This is a genomic window from Acinetobacter piscicola (genome assembly GCF_015218165.1).
Taxonomy (GTDB): domain Bacteria; phylum Pseudomonadota; class Gammaproteobacteria; order Pseudomonadales; family Moraxellaceae; genus Acinetobacter; species Acinetobacter piscicola_A.
Window position 1 is genome coordinate 1,901,788 of the sequence record NZ_CP048659.1, and the last position, 18,909, is coordinate 1,920,696.

The 18,909-nt window shown below is 37.0% G+C and carries 17 protein-coding genes and 2 pseudogenes; 9 read left to right on the plus strand and 10 right to left on the minus strand.

Going from position 1 to position 18,909, the window contains the following annotated elements; translation table 11 throughout:
• Positions 1-365: 365 nt before the first annotated feature.
• The 3 genes and pseudogenes from G0028_RS21340 to G0028_RS21350 form a co-directional block, all read left to right on the plus strand.
• Positions 366-443 (plus strand): annotated as a pseudogene (locus tag G0028_RS21340) (polyisoprenoid-binding protein); the annotation flags it as partial.
• Positions 444-702: 259 nt separating this feature from the next.
• Positions 703-885 (plus strand): annotated as a pseudogene (locus G0028_RS21345) (DUF4822 domain-containing protein); the annotation flags it as partial.
• A gap of 64 nt (positions 886-949) precedes the next feature.
• Entirely contained in the window at positions 950-1,096 is a 147-nt protein-coding gene (locus G0028_RS21350; protein ID WP_373687891.1) for a DUF4822 domain-containing protein, read from the plus strand.
• Between the two features lie 65 nt (positions 1,097-1,161).
• Here G0028_RS21350 and G0028_RS09325 read toward each other — a convergent pair whose 3' ends face one another.
• Positions 1,162-1,872, minus strand: coding sequence for a glutamine amidotransferase (locus G0028_RS09325; RefSeq protein ID WP_180045157.1), 711 nt, complete (start codon positions 1,870-1,872; stop codon positions 1,162-1,164).
• Between the two features lie 155 nt (positions 1,873-2,027).
• Complete coding sequence (locus tag G0028_RS09330; RefSeq protein WP_180045158.1) at positions 2,028-2,606, minus strand: TetR/AcrR family transcriptional regulator; 579 nt, start codon at positions 2,604-2,606, stop codon at positions 2,028-2,030.
• Between the two features lie 103 nt (positions 2,607-2,709).
• Between G0028_RS09330 and G0028_RS09335 the strand changes: the two genes are divergently transcribed.
• Both G0028_RS09335 and G0028_RS09340 read left to right on the plus strand, forming a co-directional pair.
• Positions 2,710-3,453, plus strand: a complete 744-nt coding sequence (locus tag G0028_RS09335) for an SDR family oxidoreductase (protein WP_180045159.1) — start codon at positions 2,710-2,712, stop codon at positions 3,451-3,453.
• A 73-nt stretch (positions 3,454-3,526) separates the two neighbouring features.
• The gene (locus G0028_RS09340) at positions 3,527-4,126 is read left to right on the plus strand and encodes a 2-hydroxychromene-2-carboxylate isomerase (RefSeq protein ID WP_180045160.1); all 600 of its coding nucleotides are present in this window, start codon (positions 3,527-3,529) and stop codon (positions 4,124-4,126) included.
• An 86-nt stretch (positions 4,127-4,212) separates the two neighbouring features.
• Here the strand turns inward: G0028_RS09340 and G0028_RS09345 are convergent, their stop codons facing one another.
• Positions 4,213-5,724, minus strand: a complete 1,512-nt coding sequence (locus G0028_RS09345; RefSeq protein WP_180045161.1) for an aldehyde dehydrogenase family protein — start codon at positions 5,722-5,724, stop codon at positions 4,213-4,215.
• A gap of 325 nt (positions 5,725-6,049) precedes the next feature.
• Here G0028_RS09345 and G0028_RS09350 point away from each other — a divergent pair, with 325 nt between their 5' ends.
• Positions 6,050-7,231, plus strand: a complete 1,182-nt coding sequence (locus G0028_RS09350; protein ID WP_218946257.1) for a transcriptional regulator — start codon at positions 6,050-6,052, stop codon at positions 7,229-7,231.
• 115 nt (positions 7,232-7,346) lie between these two features.
• On the opposite strand, the gene G0028_RS09355 is transcribed toward G0028_RS09350, so the two are convergent.
• Both G0028_RS09355 and mdh read right to left on the minus strand, forming a co-directional pair.
• Positions 7,347-8,312, minus strand: coding sequence for an alpha/beta hydrolase (locus tag G0028_RS09355; RefSeq protein ID WP_227554798.1), 966 nt, complete (start codon positions 8,310-8,312; stop codon positions 7,347-7,349).
• A gap of 192 nt (positions 8,313-8,504) precedes the next feature.
• Positions 8,505-9,677: an iron-dependent methanol dehydrogenase gene (mdh, locus tag G0028_RS09360; RefSeq protein WP_130075196.1), complete on the minus strand. Its 1,173-nt coding sequence runs from the start codon at positions 9,675-9,677 to the stop codon at positions 8,505-8,507.
• A gap of 278 nt (positions 9,678-9,955) precedes the next feature.
• On the opposite strand from mdh, the gene G0028_RS09365 reads away from it, so the two are divergent.
• The 3 genes from G0028_RS09365 to G0028_RS09375 all read left to right on the plus strand — a co-directional run bounded on the left by G0028_RS09365 (position 9,956) and on the right by G0028_RS09375 (position 14,220).
• A complete protein-coding gene (locus tag G0028_RS09365; RefSeq protein WP_180045164.1) occupies positions 9,956-11,986 on the plus strand; it encodes a hypothetical protein in 2,031 nt (676 codons plus the stop codon).
• Positions 11,987-12,047: 61 nt separating this feature from the next.
• Complete coding sequence (locus G0028_RS09370) at positions 12,048-13,763, plus strand: AAA family ATPase (RefSeq protein ID WP_180045165.1); 1,716 nt, start codon at positions 12,048-12,050, stop codon at positions 13,761-13,763.
• A 97-nt stretch (positions 13,764-13,860) separates the two neighbouring features.
• The gene (locus G0028_RS09375; RefSeq protein ID WP_218946259.1) at positions 13,861-14,220 is read left to right on the plus strand and encodes a 5-carboxymethyl-2-hydroxymuconate Delta-isomerase; all 360 of its coding nucleotides are present in this window, start codon (positions 13,861-13,863) and stop codon (positions 14,218-14,220) included.
• Positions 14,221-14,465: 245 nt separating this feature from the next.
• Here G0028_RS09375 and G0028_RS09380 read toward each other — a convergent pair whose 3' ends face one another.
• The 5 genes from G0028_RS09380 to G0028_RS09400 form a co-directional block, all read right to left on the minus strand.
• Positions 14,466-15,545, minus strand: a complete 1,080-nt coding sequence (locus G0028_RS09380) for a porin (protein WP_174492691.1) — start codon at positions 15,543-15,545, stop codon at positions 14,466-14,468.
• 273 nt (positions 15,546-15,818) lie between these two features.
• Positions 15,819-16,232 carry an HIT family protein gene (locus tag G0028_RS09385; RefSeq protein WP_180045166.1) on the minus strand — a complete coding sequence of 138 codons (414 nt, stop codon included), beginning with the start codon at positions 16,230-16,232 and terminating at the stop codon, positions 15,819-15,821.
• A gap of 51 nt (positions 16,233-16,283) precedes the next feature.
• A complete protein-coding gene (locus G0028_RS09390; RefSeq protein WP_227554807.1) occupies positions 16,284-16,514 on the minus strand; it encodes a YARHG domain-containing protein in 231 nt (76 codons plus the stop codon).
• A 325-nt stretch (positions 16,515-16,839) separates the two neighbouring features.
• On the minus strand, positions 16,840-17,712 hold the full coding sequence (locus tag G0028_RS09395; RefSeq protein ID WP_130075189.1) for an NAD(P)-dependent oxidoreductase: 873 nt from the start codon (positions 17,710-17,712) through the stop codon (positions 16,840-16,842).
• A gap of 4 nt (positions 17,713-17,716) precedes the next feature.
• Positions 17,717-18,814: an alpha/beta fold hydrolase gene (locus G0028_RS09400; protein WP_180045168.1), complete on the minus strand. Its 1,098-nt coding sequence runs from the start codon at positions 18,812-18,814 to the stop codon at positions 17,717-17,719.
• Between the last annotated feature and the right edge of the window lie 95 nt (positions 18,815-18,909).

An 18,909-nucleotide genomic window follows, 5' to 3' on the forward strand; every position in this document is an offset into this window, starting at 1 on the left:
TTTATCAGTTTTATAATCAAAGCTGATAATTAGAAAAGATCAACTCCAGCCTAACTTCTTCCCATAAAAACATTAAAAAAACTATTGCAAATTTGAGTCAACGAGATTTTATTTATCATCAATAATAAAATTGCTACATAGATCTAATCTATTCATGCTTTTTGCATTTTAGAATTTTATAGATCCCAGATCAAAATTTTCTATGGTCAAAGTGGTAGATAATTGTGCTATATTTATTGGGCTATCAGACCGATTTAGAAGTAACTCTAAGTCGGTTTTCTGCTATTTATAACTGTGGATAACTTTTGATTTACGCCAATAGTTCGCCAAATTATTTTAAGTTATTGTATTTTATTGTTAAAATTAACATGCCAAATGTTGGCGATAAAATTACTGTAAATATCACTACTGAAGCCTCTGTACCTGCGGCAGTTGCTAAATAAGATAAAGCCTTATTTTTGTTGTAAATTAAAGCATTCAATTTTGAGTGCTTTTTTTGTATCGGTGTAAAATATGCTAGACAATGATTTTTGACTGTTTTATTTTTTTAGATTGTATGGAAGAGTCAGCTTTTAAATACTTTTATTTAGTATTTAATAAGCATTAAATATATTCAGGGATGGTTTGTATGAAGTTAAAAGTTACTGCGTTGGCGGTATATTTTTGCTTATGCCATTATTAGATGGTTGTGTTGCAAATCAAATGGTGACTGCCAAGGAGCAATTAACACCAAGTCAACGATTATCTGCTCAGGCTTGGCTAACCACAGCTGCAAAAGATCAGAATACCCAGAATGTTGCATTAACAGATGCCCGTGCTAAAAACTTTGTCGGTTATGCGTATTTTAAAAATGATGGTACTTTTAAAATGTATAATTTAGATGATACACCAAAAATGCAAGGGACATGGTCAGTATCTGAAGATGGTAAAAACCCGTACCATTACTGCGATGAATGCGGAAGGGAAAGTGTTATTTACCCGTGTCGTCGATATTGTGACTCTAAATGCAAAAGAATTTACCTACCGTGTTAAAGCACAAGATGGGACTTTTGTAGATATTGTGCATCTGCCAACACAGCATCTGCAACCAAAGTAACTATTCGATTATAAGCGATATGAAAGAGCCCGTTTTTTAATAAAAATGGGCTCTTTTAACTGTAATTAAGTCAACTGATTATAAAAATTTGTCAATACTTGTGGAGATTTTTGTTCAAGTTCTGGCGCATATTGTTCATTGTCAAAACGTAAATGTGGGATATCAAATCCTGCTTTCCGTAGTTCACACGTATGCCCAATCAGCCATTTCTCCATGCTGTCAGCAGCCACTTCGACATGAAACTGTAGTGCTAAAATATTAGTACCTATTCTAAATGCCTGATTTGGATATATTTCAGAGCTTGCTAATAATTCTGCATGCTCAGGTAAGTCAAATGTATCACCATGCCAATGGAGGACTTTAGTTTCACCTAAAACATAGAGTGGATTATTTTTTACATCATTGATCTGTAATGAACTCCAACCAATCTCTTTTTGAGGTCCAGCATAGACCTTAGCCCCCAAAGCATGTGCAATGAGTTGAGCGCCTAAACAAATGCCGAGCGTAGGGAGGTTTTTACTTAAGCGTTGTTTTAAATATTCAATTTCATCTTTTAAAAAAGGGTAGTCTTCAGTTTCATACACACCGATTGGACCACCTAAAATAATGGTCAGGCCTTCAAATTCGAGTGCTTGCTTGAGGTCATCTACACCCGCTTCAAAATAACGAATACGATAGCCCAATTCATAAAACGTATCTTCAAGAATACCTAAATCCTCAAAAGCTAAATGTTGGATGGCATAAATCGTTTTATTAGGAAAATTATTGTGCGTCATAATCTGTAATCGAATTCAATTTTGAAATACTGTAGCAAAAGACTTTATAAAAATAAAAGTAATTTCCCAGATTGAAAGTAGTCTTTGAGTTACATTGATCGAAATAAAAAAGCAAAATTCGGTTATATTTTATTTGCTCATATAGGTCTAGGTGTTTAATTTTTATGATTTATTTGCTGTTTTAATGCTAAATGAATCATATGCTTACTCGATGCTAAGATGGCTTCTTTGGTCTCAAGATCTATTATACTTCGCGCCAATAAAATTGCACCAACCAATTGAGACATAAAGCCCCAAGCCAGCTGTTCATCGCCCAAGTGTTCAACAAAAAGTTGATAGCCACGCATAAGTTCTTGTTGATAGACCAGTTTGATATCCGTTTCAGCACGAGCAACTTCTGCGGCAAGTGCAGGTAAAATACAACCTTGCGCAGGTTGGTCTACATGGTGTTGTGATAAATAGCGCTCAAGTTCAAAATCAACCCATGCTCCAACTTCATGATGTGGATTTTTTTGCCACAGGTGAATACTGCGTTGTAATTCATTTTCCACCAAAGCTTTAAATAATTCATTTTTTGAGGAAAAATGAGAATAAAAAGCACCACTGGTGGCACCTGACGCTTTCATAAAGCTGTCGACACCTGTAGCATTAAAGCCATTTTTTTTAGCCAATTGTCCACTTTTTGCTAAAAGTTCCTGACGTTTTTCTTGTTTATAGCCTGTTTTATAACGCATAAAGCTCCATCAATCTTTTTCTTGACGCTGTCGAAAAACTATAACATAGTGATCGTTATAGTAACGATCGTTATTTTATAAAAATATGCATAAGGGAAAATAAATGTCTAGTTGGAAAACACAGGGAAAAAAAGTGGCATTGGTGATCGGTGCTGGCGATGCTACAGGTGGTGAAATTGCCAAACGCTTTGCTCTAGGTGGTTATATTGCATGTATGACACGCCGTAATGCCGATAAACTAAAACCATTGATTGAAGAAATTGAAGCACAAGGTGGTATAGCTTACGGTTTTGGATCAGACGCACGCAAAGAAGAAGAGGTTATTCAACTCATTGAAAAAATAGAGACTGAGATTGGTGCAATTGATGTGATGGTCTTCAATATTGGGGCAAATGTTCCGTGTAGTATATTGGAAGAAACTGCCCGTAAATATTTTAAAATTTGGGAAATGGCGTGTTTTGCTGCATTTTTAGTCGGCAGAGAAGTGGCTAAACGCATGGTGACGCGACAACAAGGAACCATTATTTTTACGGGTGCAACCGCAGGAATGCGCGGTTCTGCTTATTTTGCAGCTTTTGCGGGGGCAAAACATGCTTTACGTGCTTTGGCACAAAGTATGGCACGAGAGTTAGGACCACAAAATATTCATGTCGCGCATGTCGTGGTGGATGGTGCGATTGATACTGATTTCATAAAAAATAATTTTCCTGAAATGTATGCCAAAAAAGACCAAGATGGTATTTTAAATCCTAAACATATTGCTGAAAATTATTGGTATATTGCCCAGCAACCGAGAGATGCTTGGACGCATGAGTTGGATTTACGCCCTTGGATTGAACAGTGGTAAGTTGAATACAATATCCTATTATTTATATAGTGACTAATAAAAAGTAAGTTAATCGTTGAAGGATGAGCAAAGAATGAAAATGATTGAATTTTATTTTGATGTTGGGAGTCCATATAGTTATGTGGGCTTTCACCAAATTCAAAAAATTGCTGAGCAATATCAAGCGAAAATCATTTGGAAGCCTATTTTGTTAGGTGCTGTTTTTAAAGCGACAGGTAATAATAGCCCAATGGCTGTACCCGCCAAAGCACGCTATTCATTGTTAGATTTAAAACGCTGGGCAAAACTTTGGAATATTCCTGTCAAAATGAATCCAAATTTTCCCATTAACACCTTAAATGCTATGCGTTTAATTACAGCAACGCAGCTTTTTGCACCAGAACGGTTTTTGACTGTTTTAGAAGCTGTTTTTAAAGCAATGTTTGGTGAACCTCGTAATTTAAATGAGTTAAGTGAGTTATTTCAAGTCGCTCAAGAGGCAGGTTTAGATATTGAACAGATTGAAGCTTGGTTAAGTGATGAAAAAGTTAAAAATGAGCTGAAATTTTTAACAGAAGAAGCGGTGAATCGTGGTGTATTTGGTGCACCGACATGGTTTGTGAATGATGAAATGTATTGGGGAGTTGATCATTTGCACTTTGTGGAAAGTCATTTAGCACCTGTTGAGTCATAATCGTTATTTGTTTTGATTTCATAGCAGCTAAAAACAATTAAAGCGAACCAAAGTCCGCTTTAATTACTTGAAATCTATATTTTAACTTAGAAGAAGCCCATTGCTTTGGTTGAATAGCTTACAAGTAAGTTCTTGGTTTGTTGATAATGATCAAGCATCATTTTATGGTTTTCACGCCCAATACCAGACTTCTTATAACCGCCAAATGCTGCATGTGCAGGGTAGATGTGATAGCAGTTTGTCCAAACGCGACCAGCTTGAATCGCACGACCTGCACGATAAGACGTATGTGCTGAACGAGACCAAACACCCGCACCTAAACCATACATCGTGTCATTGGCGATACGAATTGCATCGTCATAATCTTTAAATGTGGTTACAGACAAAACGGGTCCAAAAATTTCTTCTTGGAAAATTTTCATGCTGTTGTCGCCTTTAAAAATAGTCGGTTCAATATAGAAACCTTGACCCACTTCTTGACGATCGCCACCACCTGTGAGGATTTTCGCGCCTTCAGCACGACCTGTTGCAATGCAACCCAAGATCTTGTCTTGTTGCTCTTGCGATGCTTGCGCACCAATCATGGTATCGGTATCTAAAGGATGACCAGTTTTAATACGTTTAACACGCTCAACTGCCATTTCTAAGAATTGATCTGCGATGCTTTCTTGAATTAATGCACGTGAAGGGCAAGTACAGACTTCACCTTGGTTCAAGGCAAACATGGCAAAACCTTCTAAAGCTTTATCAAGATAATCATCTTCTTTATCCATGACGTCTTCAAAGAAGATATTTGGTGATTTACCACCCAGTTCAAGTGTCACTGGAATGATATTCTCAGTGGCATATTGCATGATCATTTGCCCCACTGCTGTTGAACCTGTAAATGCAATTTTTGCAATACGTGGATTGGTTGCAAGTGGGCGACCAACTTCAACACCATAACCATTAACAATGTTTAAGACACCAGCAGGTAAGATATCCTGAATCAGTTCAGCTAAAACTAAGATACTTGCAGGAGTTTGTTCAGCAGGCTTGAGTACAATACAATTTCCCGCAGCTAAAGCAGGTGCAAGTTTCCATGCTGCCATTAAAATAGGGAAGTTCCATGGAATAATTTGCCCAACAACACCTAAAGGCTCATGGAAGTGATAAGCAATCGTATCTTCGTCAATTTCAGAAATACCGCCTTCTTGTGCGCGTAGGCAACCCGCAAAATAACGGAAATGGTCAATACACAGTGGAATATCTGCTGCCAGTGTTTCACGAATCGGTTTGCCATTTTCCCAAGTTTCAGCAACAGCAAGAAGTTCTAAATTTTCTTCTAAACGATCTGCAATTTTTAATAGAATATTTGAACGTGTCGTTGGTGAGCTGCTGTTCCATTGTGCTTTGGCTGCATGTGCAGCATCAAGTGCGAGTTCAATATCTTCAGCAGAAGAACGCGGGACTTTGGTAAAAGCTTGACCATCGACAGGTGAAATATTTTCAAAATATTCACCTTTTACTGGTGCAACCCATTTGCCGCCAATAAAGTTTTCATATTGAGCTTTAAAGTGAACTTTTGAACCTTCAGTATTTGGATTTGCATAGCGCATAAGAATTTCCCTTTACTTATTTTAACATTGCATGGATGACGATTTTTTTCATCCGTTCTTTTGGTTGATTTGAGATTAAGAAATATAAGGTTGGAAAAAGGTTGGCATTAAAAAAATGATATTTGGCTTATGCTTTAAATTTTGGTCGTATTTTATTTTTAATCAGGACATTTAAAAATAAGATCGGTGTTAAATTGATTTACGCTTTGGTATTAAATGTCTTGACCATGACTGAGTATTTTGCGAACAATGGAGTGAAGGTTCAACAAAAGTAAAATGGCACGTTATACGTTAATCATCACATGGATGTAAAAGGGTGTTGAATATGCAAAGTTTAATGCAAAAGCGTCAACAAATTGAAAAATTTAGACAAAGTAGTAGTTTATCTTTGTATCAAGCTGATCAATTAGGGCAAAGTATTGCAAGTTCTTGGCAGCGTTCTAAGCAGGCAGCAATTCCTGTTGATCGAGAAGCTGCGCCGTTACAAATTCAAAAACAGAAAAATGAAACAAATAAAAGCAGTTTAGATGTTGCACTTGCAGCGTGTAGTGAAGAATTGAAACATATTGCTGAACAATCGTCTATGGTGATTGCAGTGGGGGATATTGGTAGCACCATTGTATGGTCAGCAGCCAGTGGTAAGATGCGCAATGCTGCCGAAAAAGTTCATTTTGTAGAAGGTGGGCAGTGGCGTGAAGATTTGGTTGGCACCAATGCTTTGGCTTTATCGTTAAAAACACAACAGTCGAGTTGCGTATTTTCCAATGAACATTATATGAGCTCTATCCATGATTGGGTTTGTTATGCAGCGCCCGTGATCGACCCCTATTCGAAAAATGTTTTGGGTGTTATCGACCTTTCTACAACATGGAGTAATCATAATAGTTTGGGTTTGTTGGCAGCTGAACGTTGTGCCTCTATTTTGCAATCTGCACTATTAAATTATCAGCAACAACATTTATTTATCCGTGCTTTTACCATTCCTCAAGTGTTGTTTAACGGTAAAATTGTGGTCTTAACACCTCGTCAGATTGAAATCTTAACGATCTTGGCACTATGCCCACAAGGATTAAACTTAGAAGGTTTGCATCAAGCATTGTATGGCGAACGTAAAGTCAGTATGGGGACTTTAAAAGCAGAGATGTCACAGCTACGTGAAATTTTAGCGGGAATGTTGGGTTCACGTCCTTATCGTTTATTGGCGCAAGTTGAGGCAGATTTTTTACAAGTCGAGCGTGCTTTAGATGCAGGCTATACTGAGTCAGCATTAAAGTTATGTCGAGGCGTTTTTTTAGCAAAAACCGAAAGTCCTTTTTTATGTGCGTGGCGTGATTGTTTAGAGTCACGTTTGAGTGAAGCCATTTTTAAAGCCAACGAGGCTGATGTTTTATTAAAACATTTGGCACATTTTCCTGAAGCGATTGATGCAGTAGAACGTTTAATTGAACTTACACCATTGGGGCATCCAGCACATCAGATGTTATTAAAATATAGAGAAGAACATTAACCATGATTATTTTTAGATCATTTAAATTTAAGATCTTTTAAAAATAATGCAAAATGAAGAAGCTGTTTTACACAGCTTCTTTCAGCATTGATTTAGTCACACTCAAGCTTGAATCTCATCCTATTTTTTGTTTCAGCCATTGAAATAAGCTTTCATAGACTTGAATGCGTACCGGTGATGCTGACAGCACTAAATCATGTAATCCATTCTTAATTGTAATGACAGTGACATCACCTTGTAATTTATTTGCGTATTTTTCAATGTCTTTTACGTCTAAAATAATGTCACTGGTTTTAGCAGCTCGATTCATACGTTTAGGATTTTTGGTTTGGTGCGAATGCATCACAAGTGTTGGAATATCGATTTTTGCACCTGCATGAATTTCTTTTTGTGCTTCAAAAATGGCATGTACAAAACTTAAATACACTTTTGGATATTTTGTCGGTTTCCATGTCAGGTTGAAGTCCCATTCTCCAGACAAGTCTTTGTGTAAACTCGGGACATAATTTTTATTTAATTCACTTGGGAATTTCAAATTTGGGAATTTTTGTCCTAGCTTACTTAAACGAGGCAGTGCTAATTTTTTCTTTAAAATATTCATATTAAAGTCATAAAATGGACTGTTACACCATAAAGCTTTAATCGTTGGATGGTCTAAGTGGTGTGCAGCAAAAAGCGTGGCAATCAGCCCACCTGTGGAATGTCCTGCCAAGACTACACTTTCATGCTGTTCCGATGCAATAATATCGAGGGCTTGATGGATTTCGGCATCGTATTCATTTAAGTTTTTTACATAATAATATTTCTGATGCGGACGATATGAGCGCCCATATTTTCTAAGATCAAGCGCATAAAAATCATAGCCATGTTGATTAAACTGCTCAGCCATTTCCTTTTGAAAAAAATAGTCAATAAAACCATGAATATATAAAACAGCTTTGTTGGTCTGTTGAGCAGCTTTCTTACGAATCAGCGTTGCAACCACTTTGCCTTGATCATCATCAGGAAAATCTAAAGTGACTTGTTCAAAGCCTGTACCGAGAATGTCAGGCATATAATTTAAAGTTTGTGAGTTCAACATTTTTACTGACATCCAATTTGTGAGCTATGAATGATCATAAAACGTTTTGGTTGAATGGTGAAGTTTTTACAAGTTGAATATGATTCATTTTTGAGTTTACTGTTTTTATTGAATATTCATCGCAATAAAAAAAAGGGAATATCTATCAAGATATTCCCAAGGCTAGCCAAAATAAAGCAAAAAGGGAGAGTGTTACATTGCCGCTTCAAAAATACCAATAACCTGTGCATCTGTTGCTTTACGTGGGTTGGTCAACATACATGCGTCTTTTTGTGCATTTGCTGTCATCACGGCATGATCTTCGGCTTTGACCCCAAGTTCTGCTAAACCAGATGGAATACCAATTGATGCTGATAATTCACGAATTGCCGTAATTGCAGCATTCGCGGCTTCAGTTTGTGTTAAACCATGCGTATTGATACCCATTAGTTGTGCAATTTTTGCGTAGCGATCTGGGCAAGCAATTAAGTTAAATTCACAGACATGAGGCAGTAAGATTGCATTACAAACGCCATGTGGAAGGTTGTAGAAACCGCCCAATTGATGCGCCATGGCATGCACATAGCCAAGAGAGGCGTTATTAAAGGCCATGCCTGCGAGATATTGTGCATACGCCATAGCATCACGTGCTTCAATATTTTCACCGTTTGCAACCGCAGGACGTAACCATTCACTGATCATGGTAATGGCTTTTTCAGCACATGCGTCTGTAATTGGATTTGCTGCTGTAGATACATAGGCTTCAACGGCGTGTGTTAATGCATCCATCCCTGTTGCAGCAGTCAAAGCCGCAGGTTTTGCAATCATCAGTTTAGGATCATCAATAGCAACGAGTGGTGTACAACGCCAGTCGACAATTGCCATTTTAACATGGGTATCTGTATTGGTAATAATACAGAAACGGGTCATTTCAGATGCTGTACCTGCGGTTGTATTAATGGCCACTAACGGCGTCATAGGTACTTTACTTTGGTCAATCCCTTCATAATCACGGATATGTCCACCACCTGCTGTGACTAAGCCAATCCCTTTCGCGCAGTCATGCGATGAGCCGCCACCTAAAGAAACAATAAAGTCACAGCCGTTTTCATTATATTCATTCACACCATTGTGAACGTTAACATCTGTTGGATTGGGTTCTGCGCCTGGGAAAACATGGCTGTCTACGCCAGCATCTTTTAAGTAATTAACAATAATGTCGGCAACGCCAAATTTAAATAAACCGGCATCGGTCACGATAAGTGCTTTTTTAGCACCTAAATTTTGTGCTTTTATACCGACTTCTTTGGCACAGCCGGGTCCAAATAATGAAACACAAGGAATATAAAAGCCGTTTGTTTGATCTGCAATATTTTTAAAAGCCATGGTGCGATTCCTTCTACCATTTTGTTATTAATCATCCAACAGGTGATGATCACCTTAAGAATGAGTATTGTCTAAGCACAGGTTTTTTTATACCTACGAAACACCTACCAAATAAAAATAAATAGAATTAATGATTTAGTTTTAATTTACGAAGTGTTTAGATGAAATAATGAAAAGTTTTTCATAAAAAATAAAATTGAAAATAGAACAAATCTTTAAAATAGAAGGCTTATAATGGGTTTGTATAGGGGAATACTTGAGTTGAGAAACAGATCCATATGTTGCCATTTGATGATCAACAGCATATACCTCCACATCAGTGGACAGCACAACAATTATTAAAAATTGCTCCAGCATTGTTCTCTATTTTTCAAGAACAATGGCGTTATTTACAACATATTCATGCACAGAATATGCTGCAAATTGATGAGAAAAATAAGCGGATCTCTATAGCAAATGGTTTGTTGATAATTGATTTTAATCAAGAAAGTGAAATGTTGCAGTTACATGTACAAGATGCACTTGCTGTAGAAAAAATTTCAAAATTTATTTTACAAGACATGATATTTTTTACAGGCAATCGTTTAGCACAGCATCCGACAACAGTAAAAACCAATGTGCAAGTGTTGCGTCAAATCTTGATGGAGCAAGCTTTTCAATGGGTCGATGCTGAAAATCGTATAGAACAATTTATTTACAATATTTCAGTACCAGATGCAGTATTGATTGATCAGTTATTGATACAGCAACATTATTATGATCAGCCACATTTAACTGCATTTGCAGAACATGGGGTACAAGTCCCTTTAGAGGTTGAGTTAAATATCAAACATTTATGTTTGGTAAACTCCATAAAAGGTGAACAATTTATTGCTGTAAATGAGCTCATTTCAAGCTATGAGGAGTTATGCTTTTCTGCACAACAATTTTTACCTCAAGACATTTATTGTTTAGTGCAATGTTTTTATCCTGAACAATTTAGTTTGATGAATCTGATTGATCATCAACAAGATTTTCAGTTATTACGACAACATGCCATTGAAAAACCGCATGTGCTTGCTTATGCAAAATTGATGCATCGAGGCTATTGGCAATATCAGGATTTACTGGATAAAAAACACTTTTTAGATGCAAAAAGTCTGTATTGGGATGATTCACAACTCGCACGGTTACCTGTGTTTTATCAAAGCAAAGCAGTCAATTGGATTTTCAAACAAAAGCTTGAGTTGAATTTATGGCTCAGCCAAGTGATTCAAAGCCCAAATGTACGTGTTGCAGTTACGGCATTGAGCTTTTTAGATTGTAGTCATATACATCCACAAGTCATTTTACTGACCTTAAAATATTTTGAAAATATTGCAGGACGTTTATTTTTGTCCGACTGCCGTCATTTATCGCTTGAGCAACAGTGGTTCTTAAATCCTGAAAATCAAAAATATCGTTTAAATGAAAGTCGGGAACATTTAGATCAAAAAAATGCTATTAGTGCTTCGATGTTATATATCGAAGAGTGGCTAGAATTAGTGCATATTCTTTCAAAAAATAATCCCAAATTATTGAAAAAATGTTATGTAAAACTCAGCCGAGTGATGCAAGCCTATATGTTGTTTTTACAACATATTATTTCGACTTTACCGACAGAATTATGGGATTTTATTGATCCTAAAACGCATCAACAACATGATTTTTTTAAGGCTTTAAAACAGTCTAAAACAGAAGTCATCGCGTTCCGACAATATTTTAAATATCATTTTACACAGCAGCAGCGTTCGATCAGTGTGTTTGATTCTTATGTAGCAGACTATTTACTGGATCATTTTGCACAGCAGCGTTTTGTAAATAAGAATTTGACTTGGCAAGGTTTATTTCAGCAAGCATATGAATGGCATCAGCAATTTGAATTTGATAGCACTTTAAATTATCTAAAAAGTAGAATTGAAACTGAAAGTTGGCAAGCGATTTCACCTGAGCCGATCATTTATTTTGAAGGTTGGTGCTTTGAAGAATTACATGAATTAGAGCGCGTCATTCAAGAGTCTGTCGACTATAAACATTGTTTAGCACATTCATATACTGAGCGTATGTTGGCACAAGAATATGTCGCTTTTCACATTTATCCAGAGCAATATCCTGCACAATGTTTGACGTTGGGCTGTGTGTACAAAGATGATCAATTGTATTTTGATCAGTTAAAATACCCAAGCAATCGTGCAGCAGATGAAAGTTGTCTGAATAAAGTCTATGCTTTTATTGCTGAATTTAATTTGATGCTACGTAAACGGCGGGTTGATGAGCGGATTTTGGCATAAAAACTTAACTTTTTTGTCAAAAATCGTTAGGCTATAGCGGTCTGATAAGGTCTAGGTTGTTATGAAACAAGAAACTGCGCTGAAACTCATGAAAACAGGTGAAAATGTCTTTTTGACAGGTTCCGCAGGTGCAGGAAAAACGTATACCTTAAATCAATATATAAACTACCTAAAAGTGCGTAAAGTACCTGTGGCGATTACAGCATCTACAGGGATTGCTGCAACGCATATGAATGGGATGACCATTCATACATGGGCAGGCATCGGTATTAAAGATGTACTTTCAGATGAAGATCTGAAACGTATGAAAGAACGTAAATATTTAAAAGAGCATTTGGAAAATGCCCAAGTCTTGATTATTGATGAAATTTCAATGTTACATGCCAAACAACTGAATTTGGTTAATCAAGTCTTAAAATACTTCAAAGAATCAGATGAAGCTTTTGGTGGTATTCAAGTCATCGCAGCGGGGGATTTTTTCCAGTTACCCCCCGTAGGAAAAAATGATGAAAAAAATCGTGATAAGTTTTGTTTTATGTCAAATGCTTGGGTGGAAGCAAAATTTCGTGTTTGCTATTTGACTGAGCAACATCGTCAAGATGATTCGGCATTAAATGATGTTCTTAATGCCATTCGCGCGCAAAACATTCAACCACAACACTTGCAAGCTTTACACAACACACGCAATCAAAATATTGGTGACACTTATACACGTCTATATACCCACAATATGGATGTGGATAATATTAATTATAAACATTTAAATGAAATTTCAGGCAAAGAACACCAATTTGTTGCGGTGGCGGATGGTAATGAAAAACTGATCGAAACACTGAAGTCTTCAGTTCGTGCACCTGATGAATTAACCCTGAAAAAACATGCCAAAGTCATGTTTGTGAAAAACAACTTTGACATGGGTTATATCAATGGCAGCTTAGGGGAAGTGGTCGGTTTTGAAGAAGATGATGAACTGGGATTGTTGCCTAAGGTAAAACTTACAGATGGTACAACGCTATTGGTCGAACCTGAAACTTGGTCTGTAGACAACGATGCAGGCAAAACCATTGCGAGTTTACAACAAGTTCCACTGCGTTTGGCATGGGCAATTACCATTCATAAATCGCAAGGCATGACCTTAGAAGCTGCTGAAATTAACTTGTCTCATACGTTTGAAAAAGGGCAAGGTTATGTCGCATTATCACGTTTGAAATCCATCGAAGGTCTGCGTTTACTGGGTTTTAATGAACAAGCCTTAGAATTAGACAGTTTAGCCATTAAAGCGGATCGCCGTTTCCAAGAGCTTTCAACTGAGGCAGAACAGCACTTTGCTGAGGAAGATTTAACTATTCAACACAATGCATTTATTCGACATTGTGGGGGGACATTGAATGCATCTGAAATTCAACGCAATGAGAAAAAGTTAGCGAAAAATGCCGGTAAAACCAATTACGCGACAGCAACATTGGACGAAACTCGTGAGTTATTTGAAAATGGTTATGAAATTCAGGATATTGCCAATGAGCGTGGTTTGACGCCTGCAACCATTATTAACCATTTAGCAAAATTACACCGCGAACAAGGCTTGGATATTTCAGTGGCAAGCCCCGATGAAAATGTGCTTGAGCAAGTCCGTAAAATCTATAAAAAATTGCAAAAACGTCAAGATCCAAGCCATTTTAGTGAAGAAGGTGCAATCAAATTGCGTCCAATTGTTGAATTGACGAATCCAAAAATGGGCTACGATCAAGTACGTTTAGCATTGTTATTTATTGAATAATGTACGATGCAATATTGAACAAAATATTGTGTTTTAGATTTAAGTTATTTGCGTTAATTTGGCAAAATGTCAAAAAAGGAAGTGTATCGTGCCACAAATGGTCGTTGAATATTCAGACAATATTAAAGCGCTGAATCAGCAAGATTTGATGTTAAATTTAAACCATGCTTTGTTTGATACAGGTTTAATTGATCATCCTTTTAATATCAAGACACGTATTCGTGCCAATCAAGATTTTTTAATTGGTTTTGGTGACAATCATCAAGCGTATATTCATGTGCGTTTAGGCATTCTGACAGGGCGTACCTTAGAACAACGTCAACGGATGTCTGCACAATTATTGGCATGTTTAAAAGATTTTGACCAATATCAAGCATCAGGCTTAGAAATTCAATTATGTGTGGAAATCGCTGAAATGCCAAAAGAAGTGTATGGAAAAATCAGTGTGTTAAAATAGAAGTAATATCATGTTAAAGAGATTTAAGTTTTAAATCTCTTTCGATATCATAGTGCGATGAACTACAAAAATGATCTAAAGAATAAATATAGCACGCATCATATCGGAATGACTTAGATTGTTGTTTTAATTGAAATAATGATAGAAAAATAGGTATTGAGACATAGCCATCGGATTTAAAATGAACATATAAAAAAGGAATATGATTGCTCACATTCCTTTTATCTGTTGCTGTTGTGGCGATATTAGAAATTATATTCCATTCCCACACCAACTACAGTTTTCTTGTCTTCGGCTTTCCAGTCGTGTTTTTGCTGTGCTAAAACACCATAAAAACGAGTTTGTTTGTTGAAGTTATAGTCTACGCCAACACCATATTGATCAATGGTGCGGTCAGTCATGCCATCTGCTGTGGTTTCAGCAGATTGATACTGTGCTTTCAATGTGACAGGTGTTTCAGGAATTGTATAACCAGCAGTAATTGCCCACGCTTTTTCTTCAGCAGATGCAGCTTCAGGTTTAAGTTTAGCAGCAGTCAATGCAGCAGCAGAAGGTGAATCAGAGAGTTCAGCGTGTTGCCATAAAGCGCCAAACACTAGACCTTTTGCACCTAAAGCACCGAGGTCTAATGATCCTGTTACACGGTAAGCATCAGATTCAACATCTTTTAAACTAAGTGCAGCATAATCACCTGGTACAGCAAAGTTACCTGCAATTGCAGCAGCTAAACCGATCTCTTTATTTTCGTAAGAAATCGAAGTAGAAATGCCACTGAAACTATCATTTTCTTTTGTTGTGTATTCAGTAGAATTGTGTTCGCCAACTTGTGCCATTAGATTGAACTGTAAGCCTGGAACGATTAAGTTTTTATCCGTTTCAAAGCCTACTACATTTTTAAGACGCTCTTCACCATGCATGGTTTTGGTAATGTCTAAGTTTGTGTCATCATTAAAGATATCTTGGTACTTGCCCGCAGCAGTTTTGAAATAAGAATCGTAGTTACCTGCTTTTACTGTACCGATGTCTTTAAATTTAAGACCTAAAAAACGGTTACGTGCGCTCCAATCTGTATCCGAACCTGAACCATCTGTAGAGACAGCCCATTCTGCTTGGTATACTGCTGCAATACGATCTGTTAATGCTTCTTCGCCTTTAACCCCGATACGTGAAGCATTTGAATTTAATTGGGTTTCATCATTATCAGCAAAATCATAATTTTGAACTTGGTTTAACGAAACATTGAGCTTACCGTACAATGTTGGCGCTGCTTGCGCTGCGCTTAAGCCGAATGATGCAACTGCGGCAGCGAGTAGCACTTTTTTCATTGAGATTTCTCCAAATCAGTTCTGTCGGGCATGGCCCTGTCACTTTTTATATTGAGTAAGTAAGAAACAAATCTTTACGATACTTACTAACTTGGGTGCAGTATCTGCAAACTTTGTTACAAATGGGTGAAGAGGAGATGACATTTTGATGACGATGCTAAGAACAGAATGAAAAAGAGCTGAATGAATGGAAGTTATTTGGGTCACAATAAAAAAATGAGGCTTTAAAAGCCTCATTGAGATGTTGCGATTTAGTCTTTATTTTTAAATTTTTTAAAGCGCAGCTTTGATTTTTTCTGCAAAGGCTTTGATTTTTTCTTTATCGCCCATTTGTGCTGCATGCTTGCCAAGTTCATGTACTGAGCTTGGAATGAGGTGGAAGTGCACATGTGGCACGGTCTGACCAGCGGCCTCTCCTGAAAGCTGCATGAGTACAATTCCTTTGAGGTCTAATGCCTTTTTCATGGCGTTGGCAACTTTTTGTACCACTTGAATAGTATATGCTGCTGCATCAGGTGGTAGATCAAGTAATGTCACGGCTGGGGTTTTAGGAATGACTAAAGTATGACCATCGGCTTGTGGCATAATATCCATAAATGCCAGCACTTGTTCGTCTTCGTAGACTTTGATAGCAGGAAGTTCACCACGTAAAATTCGTGCAAAAATATTTTGATCATCGTAAGCCATTTTAAATTCCTTGCTTATGCGGTTTAAACTGTGAATGTGTCTATCATAGCGTTATTTACAGTTTAATTCTTTTTGACGCGCAGCAATTTGATCTAACTTTTGTTGTTCTTTGTCAGAAAACTTAGGTTTTGACGTAAAACAATTTTCATTGCCAAATTTTGCTTTTGCTTCAGGATCTTTGAAGCAGAAACCTTTTGATGCATAAATGACATTATAGTCATCTTGCAATTTTTTACACTCTTGTGCGTTATCTGCTGCAAAAGCATAAGAACCGATTAACATACTAATAAATGTAAAGGCTGTAACGAACAACTTTTTCATGAGTTTACCTCAATTGGACATATTGGATTGTCACTTGTATCATTTAGATTATAGGGGACAATCTTTGTTTTTCAATGGCGAAAAATTATTCATGTGTAATTTTAATTCATATTTCATTCATATATTTAATATCAGGGTTTAAAGACGAATCATTTTGACTCAGTAAAGCATTATTGATGTTCATCTCACGATTTTAGTCATGGAATTTTCAATATGAAAAAAGCATGCGTTAGTGCGCGCATGCTCTTTAAAATTATTTGTGTTGAATCTTTAATTAATCGCTTAATTATTCTAAAGTGATGTTACTCCATGATTCATAGAGTTTAATCGCAGTTGAAAAGTCACTATTCGGTTCAGCTAAAGCATTTGCAGCTTGGATCAAACTTTGGGTTAAGCCAATCACAGGGGCTGAAAGTTTTGCTTCTCGCACTAAATCGATTGCAATACCAGTATCTTTAGCTAAAAGTGGTAGGGCAAACGTCAGTGGAAACTCACGGTTTAAAATCCGTTGAGGTAAAGCTGTTTCAGTAACACCACTTTTACCACTCGAGGCATTAATACAGGCTAATGCTTCATTTAAATTTACCCCATGTGCTTTAAGGGTGGTAAACCCTTCTGCTGCAGCACAGAGATGAACAGCCATCATCATGTTGTTAATAGCTTTAACGGCAAAGCCTGCACCTGATCCACCCACGTGTTTGATCAATTGCCCCATAGCTTGCATGGCAGGTCGTGCCTGTTGAAAAGCATCTGAGTCGCCACCGACCATAAAAGTTAAAGTTGCATTTTCTGCACCAATGGTTTGCCCACTCACAGGCGCATCTAGGAAATGAACACCTTGTGCAGCCAAGTGTAAAGCTTGTGCTTTGGCTGCTTCAGGTACACCACTGGTACAGTCTACCCAAATGCAGCCTTTTTTGAGTTGTACTTGCGCCAAAATAGCATCTACTTCCTGACTGGTCGGTAAGCAAGAAAAAATGACATCGGCTTGACTCGCTTGGCGTAAATCAACCGCTTGTGTGCCATATTCAGCTGCATGTTGCTTAGCTTTGTCATGATTTCTATTCCAAACATAGACCTCATTAAAATGTTTTGGTAAATGTGCTGCCATACGATAGCCCATTGCACCTAAGCCAATAAATGCAACTGATTGGATCATTGTTTTAGTCCTTATATTGTGTTGAACGTTTATCTAACCATTGGGCAAGCATCGGCCAAAATTCTTCCGCACTTTTTTGACTCGACATTAAGCCTAAATGCCCACCCGGAATTAGAGTAAACGTGACATCATTGCTGTTTGTCAATTCGCTCAAAGGCTTAACGGAGGCTGCAGTGACCATTTGGTCATTTTTTCCAGCACCAATTAAAAGTGAACAATCAATGTTCTTTAGCTCAATGGTGTGTTGCTTTAAACGGATTGCACCTGTTTTTAACGGATTTTGCAGCCAAATATTAAACAACATGTCTTGATTAACTCCCCCTGGATAATCAATCATATGGTTTAAAAAATTGCCCAAAGTTGCATGCTCGTATAGTAATTTTTCATCGTCTAGGTTGAGTAACAGTTGTTTATGACCTTCGTACCAACCTTTGGGATCTAAAATTTTAAAACCGATTGCATTTAAAATACCCGGTGTGTGTAAGATTCTTTTTGGAATGATGCCATGATAAATCGATTGTTGAATTTTATGATTTTTAGATAAAAGTATATTGATTTTTTTATAAAGTTTGCCAATGCCACCTGAGGAGTAACTGTCAATCGGACTGCCTAAAACAATCAGATTTTTGACATAATTGGGCTGTCTTAACGCCGTATATAACAAGACAAAAATCCCTGCCATACTCCAACCATGCAAAGAAATTTGTTCACTTTTAGAATGCGTGCGAATTTGGTCAATACAATACGGAATTGCTTCATCGATAAAATTTAAAAAATTGAGATTGCGATGTTTATAGTTAAGTTTACCCCAATCTAATAAATAGACATCAAAACCTTGTTCGGTAAAGTATTTAATTAAAGAACGATAAGGATAAAGGTCATAAATAGACATGTTGATTGCAAGTGGTGCAACAAATACTAAGGGTTCTAAGTATTTGCGTTCAGTTGCGGCATAAAAGCGAATTTTAGCCTGCTTGTGGTGACCAATGATTTCATAAGGCGTGGTTTGCGATAAAACTAGTGATTTACCTTTGAAAATGCGTCTAGATAAATTTTTAATTTTGTTCGAACGGACTTGAGAATCACTCGTTAATTGTTCCATAAGGCGGTTTAGTCCAGAAATCATAAAAGTTTGATTGAAGTCTAAGCGATAATTTCACATTATACCTTGACCTTAAATACACTAGGCGCTCAAAA

What these genes read in the sequence shown, in the direction of transcription:
- G0028_RS21350 (WP_373687891.1), top strand. Translation starts at nt 950, where the DNA reads ATGAATGCGGAAGGGAAAGTGTTATTTACCCGTGTCGTCGATATTGTG.
- G0028_RS09325 (WP_180045157.1), bottom strand. Translation starts at nt 1,872, where the DNA reads ATGACGCACAATAATTTTCCTAATAAAACGATTTATGCCATCCAACAT.
- G0028_RS09330 (WP_180045158.1), bottom strand. Translation starts at nt 2,606, where the DNA reads ATGCGTTATAAAACAGGCTATAAACAAGAAAAACGTCAGGAACTTTTA.
- G0028_RS09335 (WP_180045159.1), top strand. Translation starts at nt 2,710, where the DNA reads ATGTCTAGTTGGAAAACACAGGGAAAAAAAGTGGCATTGGTGATCGGT.
- G0028_RS09340 (WP_180045160.1), top strand. Translation starts at nt 3,527, where the DNA reads ATGAAAATGATTGAATTTTATTTTGATGTTGGGAGTCCATATAGTTAT.
- G0028_RS09345 (WP_180045161.1), bottom strand. Translation starts at nt 5,724, where the DNA reads ATGCGCTATGCAAATCCAAATACTGAAGGTTCAAAAGTTCACTTTAAA.
- G0028_RS09350 (WP_218946257.1), top strand. Translation starts at nt 6,050, where the DNA reads ATGCAAAGTTTAATGCAAAAGCGTCAACAAATTGAAAAATTTAGACAA.
- G0028_RS09355 (WP_227554798.1), bottom strand. Translation starts at nt 8,312, where the DNA reads ATGTTGAACTCACAAACTTTAAATTATATGCCTGACATTCTCGGTACA.
- mdh (WP_130075196.1), bottom strand. Translation starts at nt 9,677, where the DNA reads ATGGCTTTTAAAAATATTGCAGATCAAACAAACGGCTTTTATATTCCT.
- G0028_RS09365 (WP_180045164.1), top strand. Translation starts at nt 9,956, where the DNA reads ATGTTGCCATTTGATGATCAACAGCATATACCTCCACATCAGTGGACA.
- G0028_RS09370 (WP_180045165.1), top strand. Translation starts at nt 12,048, where the DNA reads ATGAAACAAGAAACTGCGCTGAAACTCATGAAAACAGGTGAAAATGTC.
- G0028_RS09375 (WP_218946259.1), top strand. Translation starts at nt 13,861, where the DNA reads ATGGTCGTTGAATATTCAGACAATATTAAAGCGCTGAATCAGCAAGAT.
- G0028_RS09380 (WP_174492691.1), bottom strand. Translation starts at nt 15,545, where the DNA reads ATGAAAAAAGTGCTACTCGCTGCCGCAGTTGCATCATTCGGCTTAAGC.
- G0028_RS09385 (WP_180045166.1), bottom strand. Translation starts at nt 16,232, where the DNA reads ATGGCTTACGATGATCAAAATATTTTTGCACGAATTTTACGTGGTGAA.
- G0028_RS09390 (WP_227554807.1), bottom strand. Translation starts at nt 16,514, where the DNA reads ATGTTAATCGGTTCTTATGCTTTTGCAGCAGATAACGCACAAGAGTGT.
- G0028_RS09395 (WP_130075189.1), bottom strand. Translation starts at nt 17,712, where the DNA reads ATGATCCAATCAGTTGCATTTATTGGCTTAGGTGCAATGGGCTATCGT.
- G0028_RS09400 (WP_180045168.1), bottom strand. Translation starts at nt 18,814, where the DNA reads ATGGAACAATTAACGAGTGATTCTCAAGTCCGTTCGAACAAAATTAAA.